The 20,010-nt window shown below is 62.0% G+C and carries 16 protein-coding genes and 1 pseudogene; 4 read left to right on the forward strand and 13 right to left on the reverse strand.

Annotated elements, in window-relative coordinates; all coding sequences use genetic code 11:
- Positions 1–50: 50 nt before the first annotated feature.
- Positions 51–311 carry a DUF2442 domain-containing protein gene (locus tag M5C71_RS27980; RefSeq protein WP_349294021.1) on the forward strand — a complete coding sequence of 87 codons (261 nt, stop codon included), beginning with the start codon at positions 51–53 and terminating at the stop codon, positions 309–311.
- A gap of 38 nt (positions 312–349) precedes the next feature.
- On the opposite strand, the gene M5C71_RS27985 is transcribed toward M5C71_RS27980, so the two are convergent.
- From M5C71_RS27985 to M5C71_RS28030, 10 genes and pseudogenes are all read right to left on the reverse strand, one after another.
- Positions 350–652, reverse strand: a complete 303-nt coding sequence (locus tag M5C71_RS27985; RefSeq protein ID WP_248769260.1) for a transcriptional regulator — start codon at positions 650–652, stop codon at positions 350–352.
- 21 nt (positions 653–673) lie between these two features.
- The gene (locus M5C71_RS27990; protein WP_248769261.1) at positions 674–2,218 is read right to left on the reverse strand and encodes a Fic family protein; all 1,545 of its coding nucleotides are present in this window, start codon (positions 2,216–2,218) and stop codon (positions 674–676) included.
- Between the two features lie 318 nt (positions 2,219–2,536).
- Complete coding sequence (locus M5C71_RS27995; protein ID WP_248769262.1) at positions 2,537–3,355, reverse strand: DUF2135 domain-containing protein; 819 nt, start codon at positions 3,353–3,355, stop codon at positions 2,537–2,539.
- Positions 3,356–3,358: 3 nt separating this feature from the next.
- The gene (locus M5C71_RS28000) at positions 3,359–5,005 is read right to left on the reverse strand and encodes a DUF2300 domain-containing protein (protein WP_248769263.1); all 1,647 of its coding nucleotides are present in this window, start codon (positions 5,003–5,005) and stop codon (positions 3,359–3,361) included.
- Between the two features lies 1 nt (position 5,006).
- Complete coding sequence (locus tag M5C71_RS28005; protein ID WP_248769264.1) at positions 5,007–9,578, reverse strand: alpha-2-macroglobulin; 4,572 nt, start codon at positions 9,576–9,578, stop codon at positions 5,007–5,009.
- Positions 9,575–10,225, reverse strand: coding sequence for a DUF1175 family protein (locus tag M5C71_RS28010; protein ID WP_248746839.1), 651 nt, complete (start codon positions 10,223–10,225; stop codon positions 9,575–9,577). Before M5C71_RS28010 ends, M5C71_RS28005 begins: the two co-directional genes overlap by 4 nt.
- Positions 10,222–11,946, reverse strand: a complete 1,725-nt coding sequence (locus tag M5C71_RS28015; RefSeq protein ID WP_248746838.1) for a DUF2138 domain-containing protein — start codon at positions 11,944–11,946, stop codon at positions 10,222–10,224. The genes M5C71_RS28010 and M5C71_RS28015 overlap by 4 nt, the downstream gene beginning before the upstream one ends.
- Positions 11,947–11,981: 35 nt before the next feature.
- The gene (locus M5C71_RS28020) at positions 11,982–12,773 is read right to left on the reverse strand and encodes a DUF2135 domain-containing protein (RefSeq protein ID WP_100944404.1); all 792 of its coding nucleotides are present in this window, start codon (positions 12,771–12,773) and stop codon (positions 11,982–11,984) included.
- A 338-nt stretch (positions 12,774–13,111) separates the two neighbouring features.
- Positions 13,112–13,216 (reverse strand): annotated as a pseudogene (locus tag M5C71_RS28025) (transcriptional regulator); the annotation flags it as partial.
- Positions 13,217–13,412: 196 nt separating this feature from the next.
- Positions 13,413–14,867, reverse strand: a complete 1,455-nt coding sequence (locus M5C71_RS28030; RefSeq protein ID WP_248769265.1) for an MFS transporter — start codon at positions 14,865–14,867, stop codon at positions 13,413–13,415.
- A gap of 273 nt (positions 14,868–15,140) precedes the next feature.
- Between M5C71_RS28030 and M5C71_RS28035 the strand changes: the two genes are divergently transcribed.
- The 3 genes from M5C71_RS28035 (at position 15,141) to dxs (ending at position 18,278) form a co-directional block, all read left to right on the forward strand.
- Complete coding sequence (locus M5C71_RS28035; protein WP_100944400.1) at positions 15,141–15,383, forward strand: exodeoxyribonuclease VII small subunit; 243 nt, start codon at positions 15,141–15,143, stop codon at positions 15,381–15,383.
- Positions 15,380–16,267 carry a (2E,6E)-farnesyl diphosphate synthase gene (gene ispA / locus M5C71_RS28040; protein ID WP_103497113.1) on the forward strand — a complete coding sequence of 296 codons (888 nt, stop codon included), beginning with the start codon at positions 15,380–15,382 and terminating at the stop codon, positions 16,265–16,267. Before M5C71_RS28035 ends, ispA begins: the two co-directional genes overlap by 4 nt.
- Before the next feature lie 112 nt (positions 16,268–16,379).
- Complete coding sequence (dxs, locus tag M5C71_RS28045) at positions 16,380–18,278, forward strand: 1-deoxy-D-xylulose-5-phosphate synthase (protein WP_248769266.1); 1,899 nt, start codon at positions 16,380–16,382, stop codon at positions 18,276–18,278.
- A gap of 50 nt (positions 18,279–18,328) precedes the next feature.
- Here the strand turns inward: dxs and M5C71_RS28050 are convergent, their stop codons facing one another.
- The 3 genes from M5C71_RS28050 to ribA all read right to left on the reverse strand — a co-directional run bounded on the left by M5C71_RS28050 (position 18,329) and on the right by ribA (position 19,911).
- Positions 18,329–18,685, reverse strand: coding sequence for a hypothetical protein (locus M5C71_RS28050; RefSeq protein WP_248769267.1), 357 nt, complete (start codon positions 18,683–18,685; stop codon positions 18,329–18,331).
- Between the two features lie 192 nt (positions 18,686–18,877).
- Positions 18,878–19,297 (reverse strand): MFS transporter, encoded by a 420-nt coding sequence (locus M5C71_RS28055; protein ID WP_103497110.1) that lies wholly within the window; start codon positions 19,295–19,297, stop codon positions 18,878–18,880.
- Positions 19,294–19,911 carry a GTP cyclohydrolase II gene (gene ribA / locus M5C71_RS28060; protein WP_177101683.1) on the reverse strand — a complete coding sequence of 206 codons (618 nt, stop codon included), beginning with the start codon at positions 19,909–19,911 and terminating at the stop codon, positions 19,294–19,296. The genes M5C71_RS28055 and ribA overlap by 4 nt, the downstream gene beginning before the upstream one ends.
- Positions 19,912–20,010 lie beyond the last annotated feature (99 nt).

Below are 20,010 nucleotides of genomic sequence, written 5' to 3' on the forward strand. Positions count from 1 at the left end.
GGTGAGCGCATAACCGGACAGAGCTGTTAGCTGAGTAAAAAATGACATCCATGAAACGCCCTCGCCTGCAGGCTGTGCAGGCACACCCGGATTTCACGCTGAAGCTGACCTTTGTGAACGGGCAGGTTTTCGACCTGGATCTGAACGACGATATCAAGCACTACCCGGGCTTGAAGTCATTGCACGATTCCAAGGCATTCGCTGGTGCTGCCATTGGCGTCGATGGCTGGACCGTTGAATGGACGGAACTGGATATTCAGATCGGGGCTGACACGCTGTACCTGAACGCCTTGGGGCGGCAAACCACCTAGGCACTTGGTGGTGACTGACACAGACACGTATCAAAAAATCAGTCGTCCTCCCGCTCGTCCTTCACTCGAGTGGTCAGGAGTATGTCCAGTACCTTCATCACCGCCAGCACAGTGCTCAAATCAGGATCGCCCCTGTCGCCAAATGAACGAGCAAGATGCTCCACGGGCAGTCCCGATTCACGGGCCATCTTGTCCACACCATAAGCGCGAATCACGACACCGAAGGCTTCAGCCGCATCGTCAATGCTGCCACCCTCCAATGAACCCGATAGAAAAAGGGAAATATGCTCCCGATCTCGAAACTCTATCGGGGAATCATCACCATTCAAAAAATCACACACTCTTCAGCCACCAGAACACGTTTATTTTTTCAGCTCAACCGCCAACCAGCGTTGGCCTTCGTCAGTCAACCGATAACGTTGCAACCGACTCTTCGGTTGGTCAGGCAACGTCATTTCCATATAGCCGGCAGCGAGCGCAGGTAGAACGTAGGCTTTGCGAAAGTACTCTGCATGCTTCAAGCCCATGGCGCTCTGTAATTGCTGTCGACTCATTTCTCCCTTCACCACCTTGAGCAAGGCAGCGACTTCCGCGTTGACTTCCGCGTTGACTTCCGCGTTGACTTCCACGGCCGCACTGTCTGGCACCTGAGCACGCGGGTGCGCTGGCAGCCGCACAACATAGGAAAGCCGCTCGTCATCGGTTTCAAACAATGGCGCAGGCGAACCATTGACAGCCATCACCTTGAGTATTTTCGGAATGCCAGTCGAACGACCTTCAGTCAGGTCCAGTTCCTTAAGAAACTCGCCAATGCGTCGATTACGATAGCGGCGGCTCACCACCCGACCGGCCTGAAAGTCTTCCAGGCGGATGGAGCGATCAGGTCCCGGAAAGCTCAAAATCACTAATTCGTCGCGGCTGATACGAACCTCAATCGGTTCCCGCTCTTCATAAGATCGGTGATACACCGCATTGACCAGGGCTTCTTCAACCGCTGCGAAAGGGAAGTTCCAGAACCGCGTGGCCTCGGCACGATCCGGGTGCTTGATCACCGTCTCTTGCAAGTAATTACGCTGAATAAAGCTCAGCGCGTCGCGGGTCATACTGGCCAACGGGCCTTTGAAGATTTTCTCGTCGAAGCGATCCCCGCCCGGCCCATCAGGAAACCACAGCACATCAATCTGAGTCCCTGGGAAAAAGCGCTCAGGCGACTCATTGAAAAACAGCAAACCAATGTTCTTCGGCCAAGGCGACTCCACTGGACCGCCGACCACATTCATCTGTCGCCCCAGCGCCTCGACAGACAAGCTCGCAGCTTCATCTGCCAACGCACTGCCCACTTCCTGCAAGAACTCCTGCATCAACGGCTTCGACAGTTCGGTGACACGCGCTCTCTGATGAAAGCGATCATCAAACGGCACCTTGGCAGTGAGGCTCAATAGTTCCTGCTCGACCTCGCCCTTGGCCTCCACCGTGCTACTGAAGCGGCGGATGTAGTAATGCCAGACTTTCTGCTTGGCGGTCACAGAGGCTGGTGCCTTGTAAGGCCGGTTCTGCCCGCCGGGTGCCCATAAAACGATCAGGTTACGACCTTCGACCCGTTCCACACTGAGCACCGGAAAGTACGCGGGTTGAATCAACTGGCAGGCCGCCAGTAATTCCTGCTGGATTTTATCCAGTTGATTATCGGCCAGGCCCATAGGAGGAAACAGCGGCTGACCGTCTGTATCACAATCCTGCCCGATGACTACATAGCCGCCACCCAGGTTTTCAAAGTCATTGGCGAAAGCGCAGAGCGTGCGCAGGATAGCGTCAGGATTCCAGCCCGTTTTGTACTCGATGCGCTCGCCTTCAACCGTGCGTTGGCGCAACAGGTCATCGAGATTAATGGGCAGTTTATTAGGCATGGTAGGCGCGGCTTCCAATAGATCGACCTGGGTCGGGACTTTACCGATTATGGGAGGAGCCGGCCCAGCGGCGTATGCTGACGTGCCCCTCTTTACCTTAGCCGCGCATCGTTAACCATCACACAGAGACTGTCTGTCGCCCAACATCCTCGTCGAGCATCAGCATTTGGGATCAGATAAGAGCGAAATTTCCGACGTGTCGCTAAAACTCGATTTCAGCGACACGTTATTCCCTCATGTCGCCGTCAGCGACATATCCCCACCACGTGTCGTCAAAACCGCAAAACAGCGACACGTTAGGCCAGGACCGGGGCATTCTCAGGGGTAACTAAACCGCCTCGCCAACGTCAGCTCCCCCGGTGCCCGCATAGGCACGATGAACGACTCCATCTTCTCGTTCACCGTCCCCTCTTCCGTAATCACCGTGACCTTCGCCGTGGTCAGAGGCTGCACGGCATTTTCCTGCCCGCCGCTCTCGTCATCGTCACTGCGATAACCGCCACCGAAGTAGTTCACATAGATCAGGTACTGGCCTTTGATCGGTGCGGGCATGGAGAAAATCTCCGGACCGTAGCCGGTGGTCACATCCACATCCAACGCCGCGCCATTCGGAGCGACCCGATCGCCGTACCAGATATGCGCGCCATCCGGCGTCACCACATGCAGGTCCAGGTCAGTGCCGTCCGTATCCCACGACAACAGAATCCGCAACTTGGCCGGCGTAGCACCACCGCCCACATTCAGAAACTGCACACGCTTACGCTGCTGCCCATCCGGGCTGCGCACTTCAACGCTGTTGCTCCCAGTGGGAAACGAAAACGGCCGGTCAAAATTCCCTGCTTCATCGATCTTCAACGGCATGCTCACGCCATTGATGATCAGGTTCCCTGGCACCCTGGCGCTCTTCGGCGCGCCCTTGATCATGCCCCGGATCCGCGCCGTGTCCGCCTGGCCCGCCGGGGTGTTGACCGACGAGGCTGGGTAGTTGACGGTCTGGCGGAAGTGTTCGCCGTCCGGGGAGCCGGCGTGCCAGCCGCCCTTGGGGGTGTCGAGCTGGATGCCGCTGTCAGCATGGACCGCGTTCAGCACAACCAGGGCGCTGAGGAACAGGACTACGGTGGAGATGCGCAATTTCATGGCCTATTCCAGTAACAGGTGACGGGCAAGCCCTTCGACGTAATCTTCGTCCTGGCCATTCGGATGGGCCTCGAACGCCAGGTGCAGGTATTCATGGGTCAGGTCGAGGCGGTCCTGTTGGGTCAGTACGCCACGCACATAGATGCGTTGGCGTTCGCGGTCGACGTAAGGCCGGCCGTAAGACACCCGACAAACAGCAAACTGGTTCAATTCGTTATAGCCGACTTCCTGATCCAGGCGCTGACGCCAGACGCGGCGTTGCTTGAGCAGCCACTCCTGCGCTGCCGGCAACGGTTCGCACGAAGCCACCGGGTTGTCCCAGCGGCTCAAACTCGCACGTGGGTAAGCGTGCTGGAGAATCTGGTCATAGCGCTCGCCGCCGTTGGCCTGTTCCACCGCCTGTTGCCAGGACAGCTTGTCCGGGCCGGCTTGATCCGAGTGGTAGGTCACAGGACTGCCCGCCAACACCAGGTCGCTGGTCCAGGCCGCGATACCTCGAGCGTCGGCAGTAGCCGGACGTGGAGCAACACGCTGACGGCCGCTGCTGTCGTCAATGCTCAGGCAGTCGCCACTACGGCCAGCGTTCTGCAACAGGTAGGTGCGGATCGCCACGGCCAGGGCCTTGGCGGCTTCGACCGGTTCAGTCTTGGCTTCGCGTTGCAGAACGCGGGCGACGTATTCCTCGCGATCCAGCCGGGCCACCAGTTGCGGTTGACCGGCGTTCTGCAGCAGGAAGAGTTCGCCCGCGCTTTCGATCTCCAACTGGTTGCCATTGGCGAAGTCGACCCGATAGTGACCTTGCAAAGCTCCACTGGGAGCGGCTTGGCCGTCGGCGCGAGTGACACCTTTGAGTGGATAGCGGGAGAACAAGTCGACCTGCACGCAACGCCCCGCATCTTCCGCCGACGGCGATGGCAGGAAGCTGCCCAGCACATCCGAGTAGTGCCGCAGCACCATCTGGCTGGTGCCGCGACCACCCACCCAAAGCGGCGTACCGTCTTCCAGCCAACCGGCAAAACCGCCCTGCCGTGACTGCGAATCCTGATCGCCGAGCCAGCTCCAGGTCTTGACCCGTACACGACCGCCCAGCAGCCCCACCGCCTGGCCGTCAGCAGCATTGAGCACCACGTCCAGCAGCAGTTTGCGCGCAGTCCCCTGAGCCGGAAGCGTGCGTAGCGCTTCCAGCAATTGCACCACGGGCACACGGGTTTGCGGTTGCAGCTGGTTGAAGCTCAGCAGCCAGCTAGGCGCCTGCCGTGCCTGCCAGTAGTCGCGCCATTGGCCGTCATCAATCTTCAAACGCTTGGGATCAAAGTACAAACCACAGGAGCGGACCAACGCAGCATCCCGGGCAATGCTGCCGCCCGGGGTGCAGCAATAGACTTCCTCGTGATCCTGACCGTGACAATCGTAGGCCGGCTCCTGCTGGTTGGTGTCCACCAACCAGGCATAGACGAAGAGTTTCCACAGGCTTCCCAGCGGCGTTTGCAGATCCGCCGGCAACGGCTCGCGGTTGAGCACCTGGGTGGTGTTCAACTGCACCAGCTCATAACCGTCGGCGGTTTTCCAGGCCAGGCGCAAGGGCGCTTCCTCTGCCGTCGCCAGCAGAGGAACGATGCACAACAGTAACCAGGCCAGTGGGCGGGTCATGTCATTCGACCGTGATCTGCCCAAGGGCCGGCTTCTGTTCCTGGGCCTGATGCTCTGGCGCATAGATCTGGCTGAAACGCGCCGGCGGCAGCTTGAACTGGCCCTTCTGCGAGAAGCGGATCAGGTGGCGCAGACGTACTTCACCATTGAGGCTGTTGACCGGCACACCGTAGGCCATCTGCCCCGGTTCGAAGTGCGCCTTCTCCAGCGGCGTCGCTTCAGCACCGGCCAACCCGGCAAGGTTGACACCCCAGGTGGTGCGTTCAACGTCCGCACCCGGCGGCAACGGCACTTCCAGCATGCCGTAGCGCAGCGGTTTGGGGCTCTTGGTGGTGAGGATCACTTCGTCCAGATAGAGACTGTCGCTGGACAACGGTTTGTCGCCCACGGCCTTGAGGCTGAAGGTGTAGGCGTCATCGCCCGGCACCAGTTCCAGCAGGCGGCGCTTGATCTGCACCGGCAGGTCGTCCGGGACTTTCTGCTGGCTGAGGTAGCTCAGTTTGGCCCGCAATGGACGCTCCTGTGCACCGCTCACGGTCAGCACGCTCGGGATACCCGCGCCCTGCCATTGCCAGTAGTTTTCACCGGTACCGCCCTGCCGTGCTTGCCAGCCTTCACCCGGGGTCAGGGTGAGCGTTTTCGGGGTCTGCTCGACACTGCGTTGCAGCCAGGTCAGGGCCAATGCGCGCTCCAGGGTGGATTGCTGCGGCAGCAGGCGCTGCAACAGGTCCTGGGCCAGGTCGGCGTTGAACGGTTTGATCGACAGGTTCAAGGCACTGGCGAACGGCTGCGAGCTGGCGCCTAGGCGCTGTTCGGCCGCGGGCAGTTGCTTGCTGAACGCATCCGGCAAAGCGACTTTGCTCTGGCGCGCCAGGGCAGCAGTCAGTACCCGCGCACTGGCCAGGCCCAGAGCCGAATCCGGTGCGCTCATGATCACGCTGTCCTGGCCATCGTCCATCAGGTTGCCGTCGGCGCCCTCGCCGGCTTTCGCCAGTTCGTCCATCAGGCCGCTCAGCAGGGTGCTCACCGGCAACTGCATGTCCTTGGCGAACGACAGCACCAGCGCCCGTTGCAGCAACGGCGTGACCGAAGCCTGTTTGCCGTAGACATCCAGCACCCGCTGCCAGTGATCCGGCGGCAAGCTGATACCCAGCGCCTTGCTGGCATGCCAGTCGGCGTAATAGGCGTAACCGGTCAGGAAAGCATCCGGTGTGACATCTTCACCCCACCAGGTAAACCAGGCATCCGGGCCAGCCATCGAGACCAGGCGCAGGCGGCTGTTCTGCATGATCAGGCGCAGACGGTCGCGGACCTGGGCGTTGGCCGACAGCGCCGGGTAGGCGATGCTCAATGGCAGCAGTTGGCTGGCGGTCTGTTCAACGCCGCCGTAGGGGTAGCTGAGCAGGTCGTCGAGGTTGGCGCGGAACAGCGCTTGCGGGCTGTCGTCGAGGCGCAGGCGAATATCGCTGGCGTCCGCCGGCAGGTTCAGCGGGGTGTCGCCGCTGGCCACGCTGAGGCTCTGGCTTTGTGTCACTTGCCAGCCATCACCCACTGCACTCAAGCGCACCGCCAGGGCATCCTGGGGCTTGCCATCCTGTTGCAGCTCGGCACTCCAGTCGCCACTGCTCAATGGGGTCGCCGGCAGCGGGATGTAGTTGATGCCTTTGTTCAGGGACAGCGGCAGGCGCTGTTCCTGGCCAGCATAACGAATCACCAGTTCGGTCTTGACCGGTTTGTCGGCCTGGCTGAAAGCGAACAGGCCAAGCTTCGGCTGGTCGCCAGTGCGGAAGTGGGTCGGGCCGCTCCATTTCAGGTACAGCGGTTTGTCGGAACGGATGAACTGGTTCTTCTGCCCCACTTGCCCGGCATCAGCAATGGCCCGGGCGGTGATGCGCCAGCGGGTCAGGGAGTCCGGCATGCGGAAGGTGAAACGCACCTTGCCGTTGGCGTCGGTCACCAGCTCCGGCTGCCAGGCGGCGGTGTCGACGTCTTCACGACGCGGCCGCTCCAGCACTTTCACCCCACGCTCGCTGCGGTTGGCCTTGCCCGGCGCGCCAGGGCTGCCCGGCAATGCCACGTCGTAGCTGATAAACGACAGGCTGGCGCTGGTGCGCACGTTGTTGCGCCGTGGGTGGTAGAAGAACTGGTCGATGCTCGGCGCCACTTCCGGTTGCAGCGCGTAGATCATTTCATCCACCACGCTGACGGTCAGGTGCGCCGGGATCGGCTTGCCGGCGAACTGGGTGGTCAGGTCCACCGAGACGGTGTCGCCCGGTTGGTAGCTGTCCTTGTCGGTGGAGATGGCCACATCGATCTGCGGTGTGGTGACCTTGAGGCCGGCGTTCTGGAAGCTGTATTCGCCGCCCTTGGTGTAGAGCACCGAGAAGGTCAGGTTGGGGGCGTAGTTGTCCTTCACCGGAATCCGCGCACGGTATTGGGTGTCGCTGATTTTTTCCAGGCGCAACCAGTCGCCGCCCTTGGACAGCAACGCGGTGGCCTCGACCTTGTCGCGTTCCAGAGACAGCAGCGCGTCGGTGACGGGCTCCGGGAAGGTGATCAGCGCCAGGGCTTCGTCGCCGGTCTGGTACTCGGGTTTGTCGAGAAGGATTTCCACAGTGCCGGGCACGGCTTTCACGCCATCGCCGGTCACCGAATGGCCGGTGGCGCCGAGGACGCGTTCGTGGTCGTCCTTGAGCGACAGGTTGTAGGTGCCAGGACGGTCGAAGGTAACGCTGAAGCCTTTGTCATTGGCAGCCAGTTTGCCGCCACCGGTGGACTGGTCTTCCAGACGGACCCAGCTATAGGTGCTCGGCGTGCCGGCGTTGGGCTGGGCGACGGTGGATTCGCTGACATAGCCGAACGCAACCTTCTCGCCGGTCGCGCTGAAACGCTGTGGCGCCGACAGGCGATAGCGGGCCGCGCCACGCTCGATGAGGATTTCCTTGGTGGTCTTGACCCGATACGCCGCGCCATCGCTGGCGAACACGGTGAGCATGTAGCGGCTCGGTTTTTCCGCCGCCGGCAGGTCAAGCACGGCCTGGCCCTTGTCGTCGGTGGTCAGCTCGGCGCTGGTCAGTTCCACCGGGAATTGCCCGAGGTATTGCAGCTCGTTGTCGACCATGGACAGTTGCTGGGCACGCAGGCTCAGTTGCACACGGGCATCGGCCACTGGCTTGCCGTCCGGGTAGAGCAGCAGCAATTTGCCCTTGATCGGCTCGCCAGTGCGGAAGTCCTGCTTGGCCAGGTCCATGGAAATTTCAAAGTGCGGCTTGATGTATTCGGCGACGCGAAAGGCGCTGCTGTAGGTCTGGTCGCGGTAGTTGAAACGCAACTCGTAACCACCGGCTACGGCGTTGTCCGGCAGTTGGAAACGACCTTGGGTACCAGACTTGGCGTCCAGGTTCAGGTCCAGGGTCTGCAATGTGGTACCGGTGGCATCCAGTACACTGACGCGCACCGGGGCGGTGGTCGGGTTGACCGAGTCGCGGGCGTTCTTGAACTCGCGACCGACGATCTTCATCGACACCCAATCCCCCGGCCGGTACAGCGGCCGGTCGGTGAAGGCGTAGAGCTTGGTGTCGTAGATTTCGCTGTCGTAGTAGAAGTTCTCGGAGACGAACACACCGCCCTCGTCGTCCTCGCCAATCATGAACGAGCGTTCCGGGCTAACGTGCTTGAGGCGCAGCAGGCCATCAGCATCGGTCTCGCCACTGCTCATCACGCCCAGGCCGTCGGTCCATAGCACTTTGACCTTGGGCACCGAGCTGCCTTCATGCTTGCGCGCGGCCCACACCAGCAACTCGTCGCCAGCGATCTTGCTCACGGCCACGGTGTTGGAGACGAACACCACGGTGGTCGCACGGTATTTGCCGATCAGCGCTTCCACCAGGTACAGGCCCGGCTTGAGTTTACCCAGCGGGATATAGACGTTGCCGGGTGCGACGCTGATGAACTGGCTGGAGGAGCCGGCCAGGTCGACGCCCTTCGGCGGCTGGATCGGCTTAGCGTCCCACAGCGGGTAGCGGAACTGGCTGACCAGCGGCAGGCCGGGCAGCGGCGCGTATTGCGGGTGGTTGTCATACGGGGTCGGCGCGGCGATGGCCTGGCCCATTTTCAGTTCCGGTACTTCCTCGGTCACTTGCTTGCGCGACTCGTAGGAGAACGCCCGCTGCATCACGCGACGGGACTTGCGGTACCAGTTGTCCCACAGGTAGGCCAGGGTGTTGGACAGACCTTCGCCCTTGAACTGGCCGTCGCTGACCACCCGATGCAGATTTTTCTGGCGCTTGAGGAATTCCAGCGGCTGGTCGATGCGGTACACGCGGATATCCGCGCCGCCGTAGGGCTCCATGCGGAAACGCCGGTAGTCGCGGCCCGGTGCTTCGAGGCGGACCAGGGCCTGCTCGTCGCTGGCGAAGCTGCTGTCGGCCAGCAGGAAGAAACTCTCGCCGGCCACCGGCGTGTAGTTGCTCGGCGGCACGGAATCATCGGCGGCGCCGGCGACAACCGGCAGCAGCACGGCCAGGGCGAAAACCATTCGGGAAAACAGACGCTTCATGGGAGACCCGTTCATCGAGAGAGGAAGTTCAGCCGGTAGACGCCGATGAAGTTGGGGTTCGTTGCATCGGGTATCCATCGGGTGTCCTTCCATGTCATGAGTTGCTGCACGCTGGCGGAGCGCATGCCGTTATCGGTGGGGGTGGTGGTGCCGGTGTGATAGGCGATGTTGCGGCCCATCCAGATCATCAGGTGCTGGTCGTCGCCCTGGTCGAAGAACAGCAGGTCACCGGGCCGCGCCTGGTTGAGGTCGCGGCTGACCAGTTGGCTGTTGAACTGGATCAGCTTGATCGCATTGACATAGGGCCCGACCTTGCCGCCGCCCTGCTGCCATTGCTGGGCCAGGTTGCGCTGGCCCTCGCTCAGGACCAGTTCGGGCGGCAGGTAGCGGTTGGACAGGCCATTGGCCCGCAACCATTTGTCGTCATGGGTTTTCAACGCTTCGTTGGCGGCGAAGCGCACCAGGCCGGCGCAGTCCTGCTGGTACCAGCGCGGACTCGGGCCCTGGGTCAGTTGCTCCTGGGCGATGCGCACGAACCAGGCGCGGAACACCTGGGACTGCTCGACATCGAGGGGCGGTGTTTCGAGGGCGAACGCGGGCGCACTGAACGCGGTGTTCAGTAGTAGCGCCAGCAAGCCCAACCTCTTGAACAGAGGAATCACATTGCACGCCATTGCAAAGGCAACCACTGCCAGTGACCGTCCGGCTCGCTGCCTTCCGGCAGGGTCAGGGCATACTTACCGAAACCGGCGAGCTTTTGCAGCTTGGGAATCAGGTGGGTCTGGGCGGCGTTGCGGAACACCGGCTCCATATCCTGGGGCAGGCTGTCGAGGGTTTCCTGCTGCATCAGTTGCGCCAGGGAGTCCGGGCCGAGGTAGACCGGCATCAGCACGTCCTTGGGCAGCACGTCGGCCAGCGGCGGGAAGTGCTTGTCGAGGGTGCCGAGGGCCTTGTCCACCAGCTTGTCGTCCAGGGAGAACAGCAAGGTCGAACCGTGTCGCGCCAGGCTTACGCGGAAGAAACCCTTGCCGGTGATGGCGTCGGGGTTCTCGGCTTCCTTGGCGGCGTACTGGCCGAAGCTCGAACTGACCTGGCGCTTCCACTCATGGACGCCGTCTTTCTGTTGCTCAGCGATAGGGAACAGACCGCCGTCGACATTGCTTTCCTTGCTCCCGACCATGGAGCCGAAGAGTTTGCCCAGGTCGGCGTCGAGGCTGTCGTTGTCCTTGGTCAGGTTGGCCACCAGCAACGGCGTATAGAGGCGCGAGTCGGCGTACCAGCAGAGTCCGGCGGCACCGCTCATGTGTTCGGTGAGTTTCTTCGCGGTGGCCTCGTCGGCGCCGAGCTTGACCAGCAGCGGTTGCTGCTGCTCGGCGGCCAGTGGCAGGGCAACGCAGGCGCTGGCGCCTACCGGCATGGCTTGCCAGATCGGCTTGAAGTCGAAGTCGGCGGCTTTGTCCTGCTCATCCAGGGCGAGAAAGCTGTGCCAGCCCTTGTCGTCCATATCCAGGCGCAGGCCGGCGAAGTTGGGGATAAAGCGCTGGTAACCCATGGCCAGGACGCTGGAAGCAATCGAGATACGCTGCTTCACGACCGTTTCGCGGGGCTTGAGACCGAAGGCCTCGGGGAACAGTTTGTCGCCATTGAGCAACGCCGCCAGGGCCTGGGTCGAAACCTCGCCCGGTGCCACTTCGCTGTCGTCGCTGGTTTGCTCATAGAGCCTGTCCGGGTTGGACAACACCACCAGCTTATCGCCACGGGAGGCGAACAGCAGGGCTTTGCTGGCGTTGTAGGCCAGGCGATAGAGCGGCACGCTGTCGCCGCCGACTTTCACTTCGCCGACCTTGGTCAGTTGGGTGTCGTCCAGGGCGACATGGGCCAGGGGCTCAAGCAGTTTGGCCAGGCCGCCGCGGTCCATCACCAGCAGGAAGTCCTTGAGCCGACCATCGGCACCGCGCCACAGGGCGATATCCGCCGGCTGGTCGAAGAGTTGCTCGATCAGGTTGTCCTGCAGCTTGAGGTCATGCTCGTAGATGATCCGCCGCAGACTGCCGATCAGGCCCAGACGGTCGCCGTGGGTTTCGTAGTAGAAAACGAAATCCTCGGTCAGGGTGTCGCGCAGGAACGGCACGCTGAGCAGGTCCTTGGGCAACTGGCTCAGCGACGCGGTTTCCAGCAGCGCATCCGGGCGACTGACGCCGAGCTTTTCCAGGGCCAGTTCCGGCGCCGGGGCGGCCGGCTTGTGGTGGAAAAACCAGCCCAGGCCGCCCGCCACCGTACCGGCCACGCAAAGCCCGAGCACAAGGCCCAGCCAACGGCGCGAGCCGGCAGGTTGAGGGGCAGCCGGTACAGCGGCGTCCGGGGAAGCTGTGTTATCGCTCATGTTCGCAAAGCCCATTCATCCGTGGAGCGGGATGTTCAATAGTTGAAGGTCTTGACCAGCAGCAGGTCGCCGATGGCTCGCAGGGGCACGGTGAAGCTCTCGCGCTTTTCATCGACGGTGTTTTCGTTGAGCACCAGGTTGATCTGCGAGGTGATGACCTCGTTCTGATTGGCGCGCTCGGTAAAGTTATAGCCGTCGCTGGCGCTGTAGTTGCCCCAGTAGTTCACATAAATCAGGTAGGTGCCGTGCAGCGGCGCGGTCATGGTGAACATTTCCGGGCCCGGGCCGTCGACGCCGTCCGGGTCGAGGCCGCCGCCATTGGTCAACGCGGGATGCGCGTAGAAGGCGTGCTGGCCGTCGGGGGTGATGATATGGAGGTCGAGTTCGGCCTTGGGGTCGTCCCAGCCAAGGACCACGCGGATACGCGCCGGGGTGATCTGCTTGTTGGCTTCGTAGAACTGCACGCGCTTGAGGGATTTGCCCGTGGAGCTGCGGACTTCGACGCTGTTTGAGCCGGCACCGAAGGCATAGGGGCGCACGAAGCGGCCGGCGTCGTCGGTGTAGAGATTCAGGGGGTTGCCGTTGACCGACAGGATATGGGGCTCACGCGGGCCGGAGGGCGGATTGATCCGGCCTTCGATGGGTGTGCGGCTGCGCTGGATGCCACGGTCGATGGGCGGAGTGGGATAGGCCACTTGCGGCGCATCTTTGCGGTCGAGGAGACCTGCGTAACGCCAGCCGCCGGTCGGCTCCTGAAGCTCGGCCGAGGGCTCGGCCCAGGCGGTCGTGGCCCAGAGAGCGATCAGGATGGGAAAAAACCGGCGCATCAACAGCCTCCTTGCCATGCTTTATAAAACCCTGCGCAAGATCCACAGCGCACTCCCGACACGGTATCGGTCAGAGAAGACCTGTCGATGACAGGTAGGGGAAGCCGCAGAGGTTAGCGATTCGAAGGTTGTTAGACAATGGAGACAAAGCGGTATTTGTGAGGTGGCTCATCAAATGAACCTGGATCGTCGTTTTTGAACCAAAAATCGCCGAAAAACAAGGCAAAAGGCCATTATTCTGGCAGGATTTCCTGATCGCCCCGTCGCACTTGCATCAATAGGAAACAGGTAGACGATGCCACCCAATCAACCTGCCGGAGCGGCCGTTCGACATTGGTAGCTGCAGTCAATGTCACCCCGGTGACGCGCGCTTCTTTACCCGCTTTCATCTGCCGGACTGAGGCCAGCAGATCCTTCTGGAACTGCTCCCGCTCATCACTCATCACTGAGTTCCTCTTTCCATGGCTTCAAAACCGCGGAAGGCAAGTTGTTGGATTAAGCCATTTGTAATGGCGTGCATGAATAAAAAATACGACATTGCCGTACCTCAGGACAAACCTGTGCCTGTATCGCATTATTACAATCGCGACAGCATCAGCCCTTATCGGCACTCAAATTGGACGCGGGCGCCGAACGACTTCAGGATGCCGCGTCAGCCGCCTGAATGCGCTCCCGCCGACGGGCATGGCGCGAGGTGAAGAGCACCACCAGCAGCGCCAGCCCGAAAAACGTCGCCGAACTGGTGGCGCCCACGGACAGCGCATGGCTCAAGGCAAACCGCGCCTGGGCGTCAGCATCCAGCCCCGCCGGAGCAGGCGACAAGCGCGCCGCCATGCCGACAATCGCCACGATCACCGCCGTCCCCAGCGAACCACCGACCTGATGCGCGACATTAACCAAGCCCGACGCGGCCCCGGCATTCTGTGGTTCCACCCCGGCGATCCCGGCGCTGGTCAGCGGCACGAACGCCGCGCCGCAACCGATCCCGAGGATGATCAACGGCAGCATCAAATGTGGAAAATAGGCCACGTCCGAGCCCAGCCCGGTCAGCAATGCCATCCCCACCAGCGCCGTCGCCAGCCCGCAGAACAGCATCACCGCCGAACTCATGTACCGCGCCAGCCATTTCACGCCATACACCGACATGGCGAACTGGGTCAGGGTCAGCGCCAGAAACGCCTCACCGGCCTTGAGCGCGGTGTAGCCCAGCACTTCCTGCACATACTGGATCAGGAAGAAGTAGGTGCCGACCATCCCGCCCACCAACAGCATACGGCTGACATAGGCACCCGAGCGCTCGGCACTGGCAAACAGGTGCAGCGGCATGATCGGTTGTTCGGCGCGCCGTTCAATCCAGACAAACAGGCTCAGCAACACCAGGGCGCAGGCCAGCGCGCCGAGGGTCAGGGCGTCATCCCAACCCTGGGCACCGGCCCGGACGAAACAGTAGACCAGCGCGCTCATGCCAAAGGTAACGGTCAACGCCCCCGCCAGATCGAAGTGACCGGTATGCCGTTCGGTTTCCTTCAGATAGCGCCAAGCCAGGGCCAGCAGCGCAATGCCCACCGGCAGGTTGATAAACATCACCCAACGCCAGGACAGCAGGTCAGTCAGCACCCCGCCAAGCACCAGCCCCAGCGCGCCACCACCACCGGACACGGCGGTGTAGAAGCTGATGGCCCGCAGTCGCTGAGGCCCCGGCGGGAAGTAGGTCATCATCAGCGCCAGGGTCGAGGGCGCGAGAAATGCCGCGGCAATCCCCTGCACGCCCCGGGCGATCAACAGTTCATGGGCCGACTGGGCCAGGCCGCCCAGCAACGAGGCCAGGGTGAACACCGTCACCGCCACCAGGAACACCCGGCGCCGGCCCAACAGATCGCCGGCCCGGGCGCCGAGCAGCATCATGCCGCCAAAAGCCAGGGTGTAGGCGTTCTGCACCCAGGTCAGGTCGGGAAGCGACAGGTCCAGGGCCTTCTGAATATGCGGCAAAGCGGTATAGAGCACAGTAACGTCGAGCACGATCATCAACTGGCAGGCCAGGATGATCAGCAGCAGTACGCCGGAACCGGGAATACGAGCGGAAGAAGACGCCATGGATCACAGCCTTATGGGTAGAAGCGCAGGAGAACATCGGAGGCGACGAGAGGGAGGTCCGTATCGATCATTCATCCTTGATCGATGAACTACTATAAAAGAGACAACTTTGTGCCGACTAGCAGGACAAACCGGGATACCCCTCATCGAAAATCAGGATAATCATCCAGCACGGGCCAACACTTGACCCATGATTGCCAAACCCTCGCATTTGCCCCTAAACCCGCCGTCTGCTAGTGTCGCGCCCGTTCAACGCCTACCGAGATCGCCGCCATGGCCCGCAAAAAAGCTTCCCTGGACTTCGAGCAATCCCTTGCCGACCTGCAAACCCTGGTCGAACGCCTGGAGAACGGCGAATTGTCGTTGGAAGACTCGCTGACCGCCTTCGAACAAGGCATCCGCCTGACCCGTGACTGCCAGGGCGCCCTCGCCCAGGCCGAGCAGAAGGTGCAGATCCTCCTCGAGCGCGACGGCGAGCTGGCCGAAGAGCCCTTCGACGCGGAACAAGCAGAATGATCAAAGCTTATCAGGCCAGCAGCCAGGCCCGGGTCAACGCCGCACTCGATACCCTGTTCAGCGCCCCCAGTCCCGAACTCGCCCGTCTCTATGAAGCCATGCGCTACAGCGTGATGAATGGCGGCAAACGCGTCCGCCCGCTACTGGCCTACGCCGCCTGCGAAGCCCTCGGTGGCAAGCCGGAACAGGCTAACGGCGCGGCCTGCGCGGTGGAGCTGATCCACGCCTACTCGCTGGTCCACGACGATTTGCCGGCCATGGACGACGACGACCTGCGTCGCGGCCAGCCGACTACCCACAAGGCCTTCGACGAAGCCTGCGCAATCCTCGCCGGCGACGGCCTGCAAAGCCTGGCCTTCAGCGCCCTGCTCGACCCGGGCCTGAGCGACCTGAGCAGCGAGATCCGCCTGAGCATGGTCACCGCCCTGGCCCAGGCCGCCGGCCCGGCCGGCATGGTCGGAGGCCAGGCCATCGACCTCGGTGCGGTGGGTCTCAAGCTCGACCAGAAAGCCCTGGAAACCATGCACCGGCACAAGACCGGCGCGCTGATCGAAGCCAGCGTCAAGCTCGGCGCCCTGGCCAGCGGCCTGGCGCAAAAAGACGAATTGCGCTCGCTGCAGACCTACGCCCAGGCCATCGGCCTGGCTTTCCAGGTGCAGGACGATATTCTCGACGTGGAAAGCGACACCGCCACCCTCGGCAAACGCCAGGGCGCCGATATCGCCCGCGACAAACCGACCTACCCGGCCCTGCTCGGACTGGACGCGGCCAAGGCCTACGCCCTGGAACTGCGCGACCAGGCGCTGCACGCCCTGCGACCGTTTGACGCGTGCGCCGAGCCGTTGAGAGAGCTGGCCCGTTATATCGTCGAACGTCGCAGCTGAGCCAAACGCCGCGCCCAAGGCCACATATCGGCCAACTTCGACGCTCCGCGTGGGCAGCGTGCGATGCATCAGGTAAACTGCCGCCTCTTCTATACCTATAACGATTCGCCTGATGCCCACGACGTTCCATGAGATTCCCCGCAAGCGCCCGACCACGCCCCTGCTGGACCGTGCCGACACGCCGGCCGGCCTGCGCCGGTTAGGTGAAGCCGAGCTGGAAACCCTGGCCGATGAACTGCGCCTGGAATTGCTCTATTCGGTCGGCCAGACCGGCGGGCACTTCGGTGCCGGCCTCGGCGTGATCGAACTGACCATCGCGTTGCACTATGTCTTCGACACCCCGGACGACCGGCTGGTGTGGGACGTGGGTCATCAGGCGTATCCGCACAAGATCCTCACCGGTCGGCGCGAGCGCATGCACACCCTGCGTCAGAAAGGCGGCCTGGCCGCCTTTCCGCGCCGCTCGGAGAGCGAGTACGACACCTTTGGCGTCGGTCACTCCAGCACCTCCATCAGCGCCGCCCTGGGCATGGCCATCGCCGCTCGCCTGCAGAACAGTGATCGCAAGGCCATCGCCGTGATCGGTGATGGCGCGCTGACCGCCGGCATGGCCTTCGAGGCGCTGAACCACGCGCCGGAAGTCGACGCCAACATGCTGGTGATCCTCAACGACAACGACATGTCGATTTCGCGCAATGTCGGTGGTCTGTCGAACTACCTGGCGAAGATTCTCTCCAGCCGCACCTACGCGAGCATGCGCGAAGGCAGCAAGAAAGTGCTGTCGCGCCTGCCCGGTGCCTGGGAAATCGCCCGTCGTACCGAAGAATACGCCAAGGGCATGCTGGTCCCCGGCACCCTGTTCGAAGAGCTGGGCTGGAACTATATCGGCCCGATCGACGGCCATGACCTGCCGACCCTGATCGCCACCCTGCGCAATATGCGTGACCTCAAGGGCCCGCAGTTCCTGCATGTGGTGACCAAGAAGGGCAAGGGTTTCGCCCCGGCGGAAGTCGACCCGATCGGTTACCACGCGATCACCAAGCTCGAACCCCTGGACGCCCCGGCCGCCGCGCCGAAGAAGGCCAGCGGACCGAAATACTCCGGCGTGTTCGGCGAATGGCTGTGCGACATGGCCGCCGCCGACCCGCGCCTGGTGGGCATTACCCCGGCAATGAAGGAAGGCTCGGACCTCGTGGCCTTCAGCGAGCGTTTCCCGCTGCGCTACTTCGACGTGGCGATTGCCGAGCAGCATGCGGTAACTTTCGCCGCCGGCATGGCCTGCGAAGGCGCCAAGCCGGTGGTGGCGATCTACTCCACCTTCCTGCAACGCGGTTACGACCAGTTGGTGCATGACGTCGCGGTGCAGAACCTCGACGTGCTGTTCGCCATCGACCGCGCCGGGTTGGTGGGCGAAGACGGCCCGACCCACGCCGGCAGTTTCGACCTGTCGTACCTGCGCTGCATCCCCGGCATGCTGGTGATGACGCCGAGTGACGAGAACGAACTGCGCAAGATGCTGACCACCGGCCACCTGTACAACGGTCCGGCGGCAGTGCGTTACCCGCGTGGCACCGGACCGAACGCGACCATCGAGAAAAACCTGGAACCGATCGAGATCGGCAAGGGTGTGGTTCGCCGTCGGGGCAGCAAAGTGGCCTTGCTGGTGTTTGGCGTGCAGTTGACCGAAGCGCTGATCGTCGCCGAGAAGCTCGACGCGACCGTGGTCGACATGCGCTTCGTCAAACCCCTGGATGAAGCCCTGGTACGCGAGATTGCCGGCAGCCATGAGTTGCTGGTGACCATCGAGGAAAACGCCATCATGGGCGGTGCCGGTGCGGCAGTCAGCGAGTTCCTGGCGCGTGACAACCTGCTCAAGCCGATCCTGCACCTGGGTCTGCCGGATGCGTACGTCGAGCATGCGAAGCCGGCGCAGATGCTGGCGGAGTGCGGGTTGGATGTGGCCGGGATCGAAGCATCGGTCAGCGAACGCATGCAGCTTTTGAATCTTTGACTCATACCCAGCGAGAGCCTGCCTCGCTGGGTACAGGTCTCAAACCAACGTCAGTTATTGCGCTTCATCGGGCCGTCCGAGTTGAGATAGCCCGCGCGAATGGCGTCCCCGCAAGTGGAAAAGCCATAGGCATTGACGAAGCCCGTTGACGTGAAGCCGACATAGAGCGGTTGGCGCTTGCCACTTTCATTGTGCAGGTCGTAGTCAAAGCATTGCGCGGTTCCACCCCGAATAGCCGTGATCTGCGAGGGGTTTTGTATTGCCAGCATGTCTTGTTTGCTGACGGTACTACCTTGGGCTGCCTTGCTCGTAACCGGATGATCGCCGAAGTCGAGCAACGTCGATATACCGCCTAAACAACCACTGAGTGTCAATATCGCAGCCACTCCCGCCAATATCAGACGCATGGTTTCCCTCCTGATCAAACTCAATGACTGTCTGCATGCAAACAGAGCTCAAGGCTTGAGCAGAAGAATTTTAGGGAAACCTTCTCAAAGCGTATTGACGGACGCCTCTGAGTATCGAGTAGGAGTATTGGCAAAAGAGCGGCTGATGTGTGCCTGCCAATGGCTCGAGAGCAGCCACCCGCCAGCGAAGCATCAGCCGAGTTGGCGCGGAATGCGATAGAGGTAGAACAGCACCACGCTGGATAACACCAGCAACATCAATGGGACTGCTTCCAGCCCGACGAACACCGCCAGGGTGCCGATCCAGGTCGGCAAGGCGGCCACCACCAGGGCTTTGCGCCGCATGCTGGCCAGCTCGATCCAGGCCGCGGGCTCTTCCGGGCTATCCAGCGCCGCCTGCGTCGCGATCAACGAGCGCTTATAAGCCCCGAAAAACCGCAAGCTGACAAACATCGAGGCCACGCCGGCAATGAAAAACGGCATCGCCAGCACTGGCAGCAAGGGATCGGCCTGACCAAAAAGCCAGTTGGCGACAAACAGCGGCAACACACTCAGCACCAGCTGTTTCCACCAGCCCACCGACAGCCGACGCTTCACCTGACCACGGGTCACGCCGGGTCGGCCTCGCTCTGGTGCTCGTTGCCCATCATATGGCCGAGCTTGCCGGCCTTGGTCGCCAGGTAGAGTTTGTTGTGCGGGTTCTGTCCGGTCTGCAGCGGCACGCGCTCGGCCACGGTGATGCCCATCTCGGTCAAGGCCTTGACCTTGCGCGGATTGTTGGTCATCAGGCGCAAGGACTTGATGCCCAGGTGTTCGAGCATCGGCCGGCAGATGGAATAGTCACGCTGGTCGGCGGCAAAGCCCAGACGCTCGTTGGCCTCGACCGTGTCGGCGCCACCGTCCTGCAACTCATAGGCACGGATCTTGTTCATCAGGCCGATGCCGCGTCCTTCCTGGCGCAGGTAGAGCAAGACGCCACGACCTTCGAGGGCAATGGCCCGCAGGGCCGCCTCCAGCTGGGATCCGCAATCGCAGCGCTGGCTGAACAAGGCATCGCCGGTCAGGCATTCGGAATGCACACGGCCAAGAACCGGTGCGCCATCCGCCACATCCCCGAGGGTCAGCACGACGTGTTCACGACCGGTGGCTTCTTCGAGAAAGCCATTCATGGTGAAGGTCGCAAAGGGGGTTGGCAGTTTGGAAGCAGCGACGAAAACGACGGGCACCGTGTGCTCCTGATCAGTATGAGGACTGGAAATTCGCAGAGGTCGCATTGTAACAGTAGGTTCCTACAGACGCTTAGGCTGAATTGTCCATGATAACTA

The organism is Pseudomonas sp. MWU12-2345 (assembly GCF_023242385.1).
In the GTDB taxonomy this organism is placed as follows: Bacteria; Pseudomonadota; Gammaproteobacteria; order Pseudomonadales; family Pseudomonadaceae; genus Aquipseudomonas; species Aquipseudomonas gingeri_D.

Coding starts and splice junctions, on each gene's coding strand:
- dxs (WP_248769266.1), top strand. CDS start 16,380: ATGCCCACGACGTTCCATGAGATTCCCCGCAAGCGCCCGACCACGCCC.
- M5C71_RS28000 (WP_248769263.1), bottom strand. CDS start 5,005: ATGACCCGCCCACTGGCCTGGTTACTGTTGTGCATCGTTCCTCTGCTG.
- M5C71_RS27995 (WP_248769262.1), bottom strand. CDS start 3,355: ATGAAATTGCGCATCTCCACCGTAGTCCTGTTCCTCAGCGCCCTGGTT.
- M5C71_RS28020 (WP_100944404.1), bottom strand. CDS start 12,773: ATGCGCCGGTTTTTTCCCATCCTGATCGCTCTCTGGGCCACGACCGCC.
- M5C71_RS28050 (WP_248769267.1), bottom strand. CDS start 18,685: ATGCGTCTGATATTGGCGGGAGTGGCTGCGATATTGACACTCAGTGGT.
- ispA (WP_103497113.1), top strand. CDS start 15,380: ATGATCAAAGCTTATCAGGCCAGCAGCCAGGCCCGGGTCAACGCCGCA.
- M5C71_RS28015 (WP_248746838.1), bottom strand. CDS start 11,946: ATGAGCGATAACACAGCTTCCCCGGACGCCGCTGTACCGGCTGCCCCT.
- M5C71_RS27980 (WP_349294021.1), top strand. CDS start 51: ATGAAACGCCCTCGCCTGCAGGCTGTGCAGGCACACCCGGATTTCACG.
- M5C71_RS27990 (WP_248769261.1), bottom strand. CDS start 2,218: ATGCCTAATAAACTGCCCATTAATCTCGATGACCTGTTGCGCCAACGC.
- M5C71_RS28030 (WP_248769265.1), bottom strand. CDS start 14,867: ATGGCGTCTTCTTCCGCTCGTATTCCCGGTTCCGGCGTACTGCTGCTG.
- M5C71_RS28005 (WP_248769264.1), bottom strand. CDS start 9,578: ATGAACGGGTCTCCCATGAAGCGTCTGTTTTCCCGAATGGTTTTCGCC.
- M5C71_RS28035 (WP_100944400.1), top strand. CDS start 15,141: ATGGCCCGCAAAAAAGCTTCCCTGGACTTCGAGCAATCCCTTGCCGAC.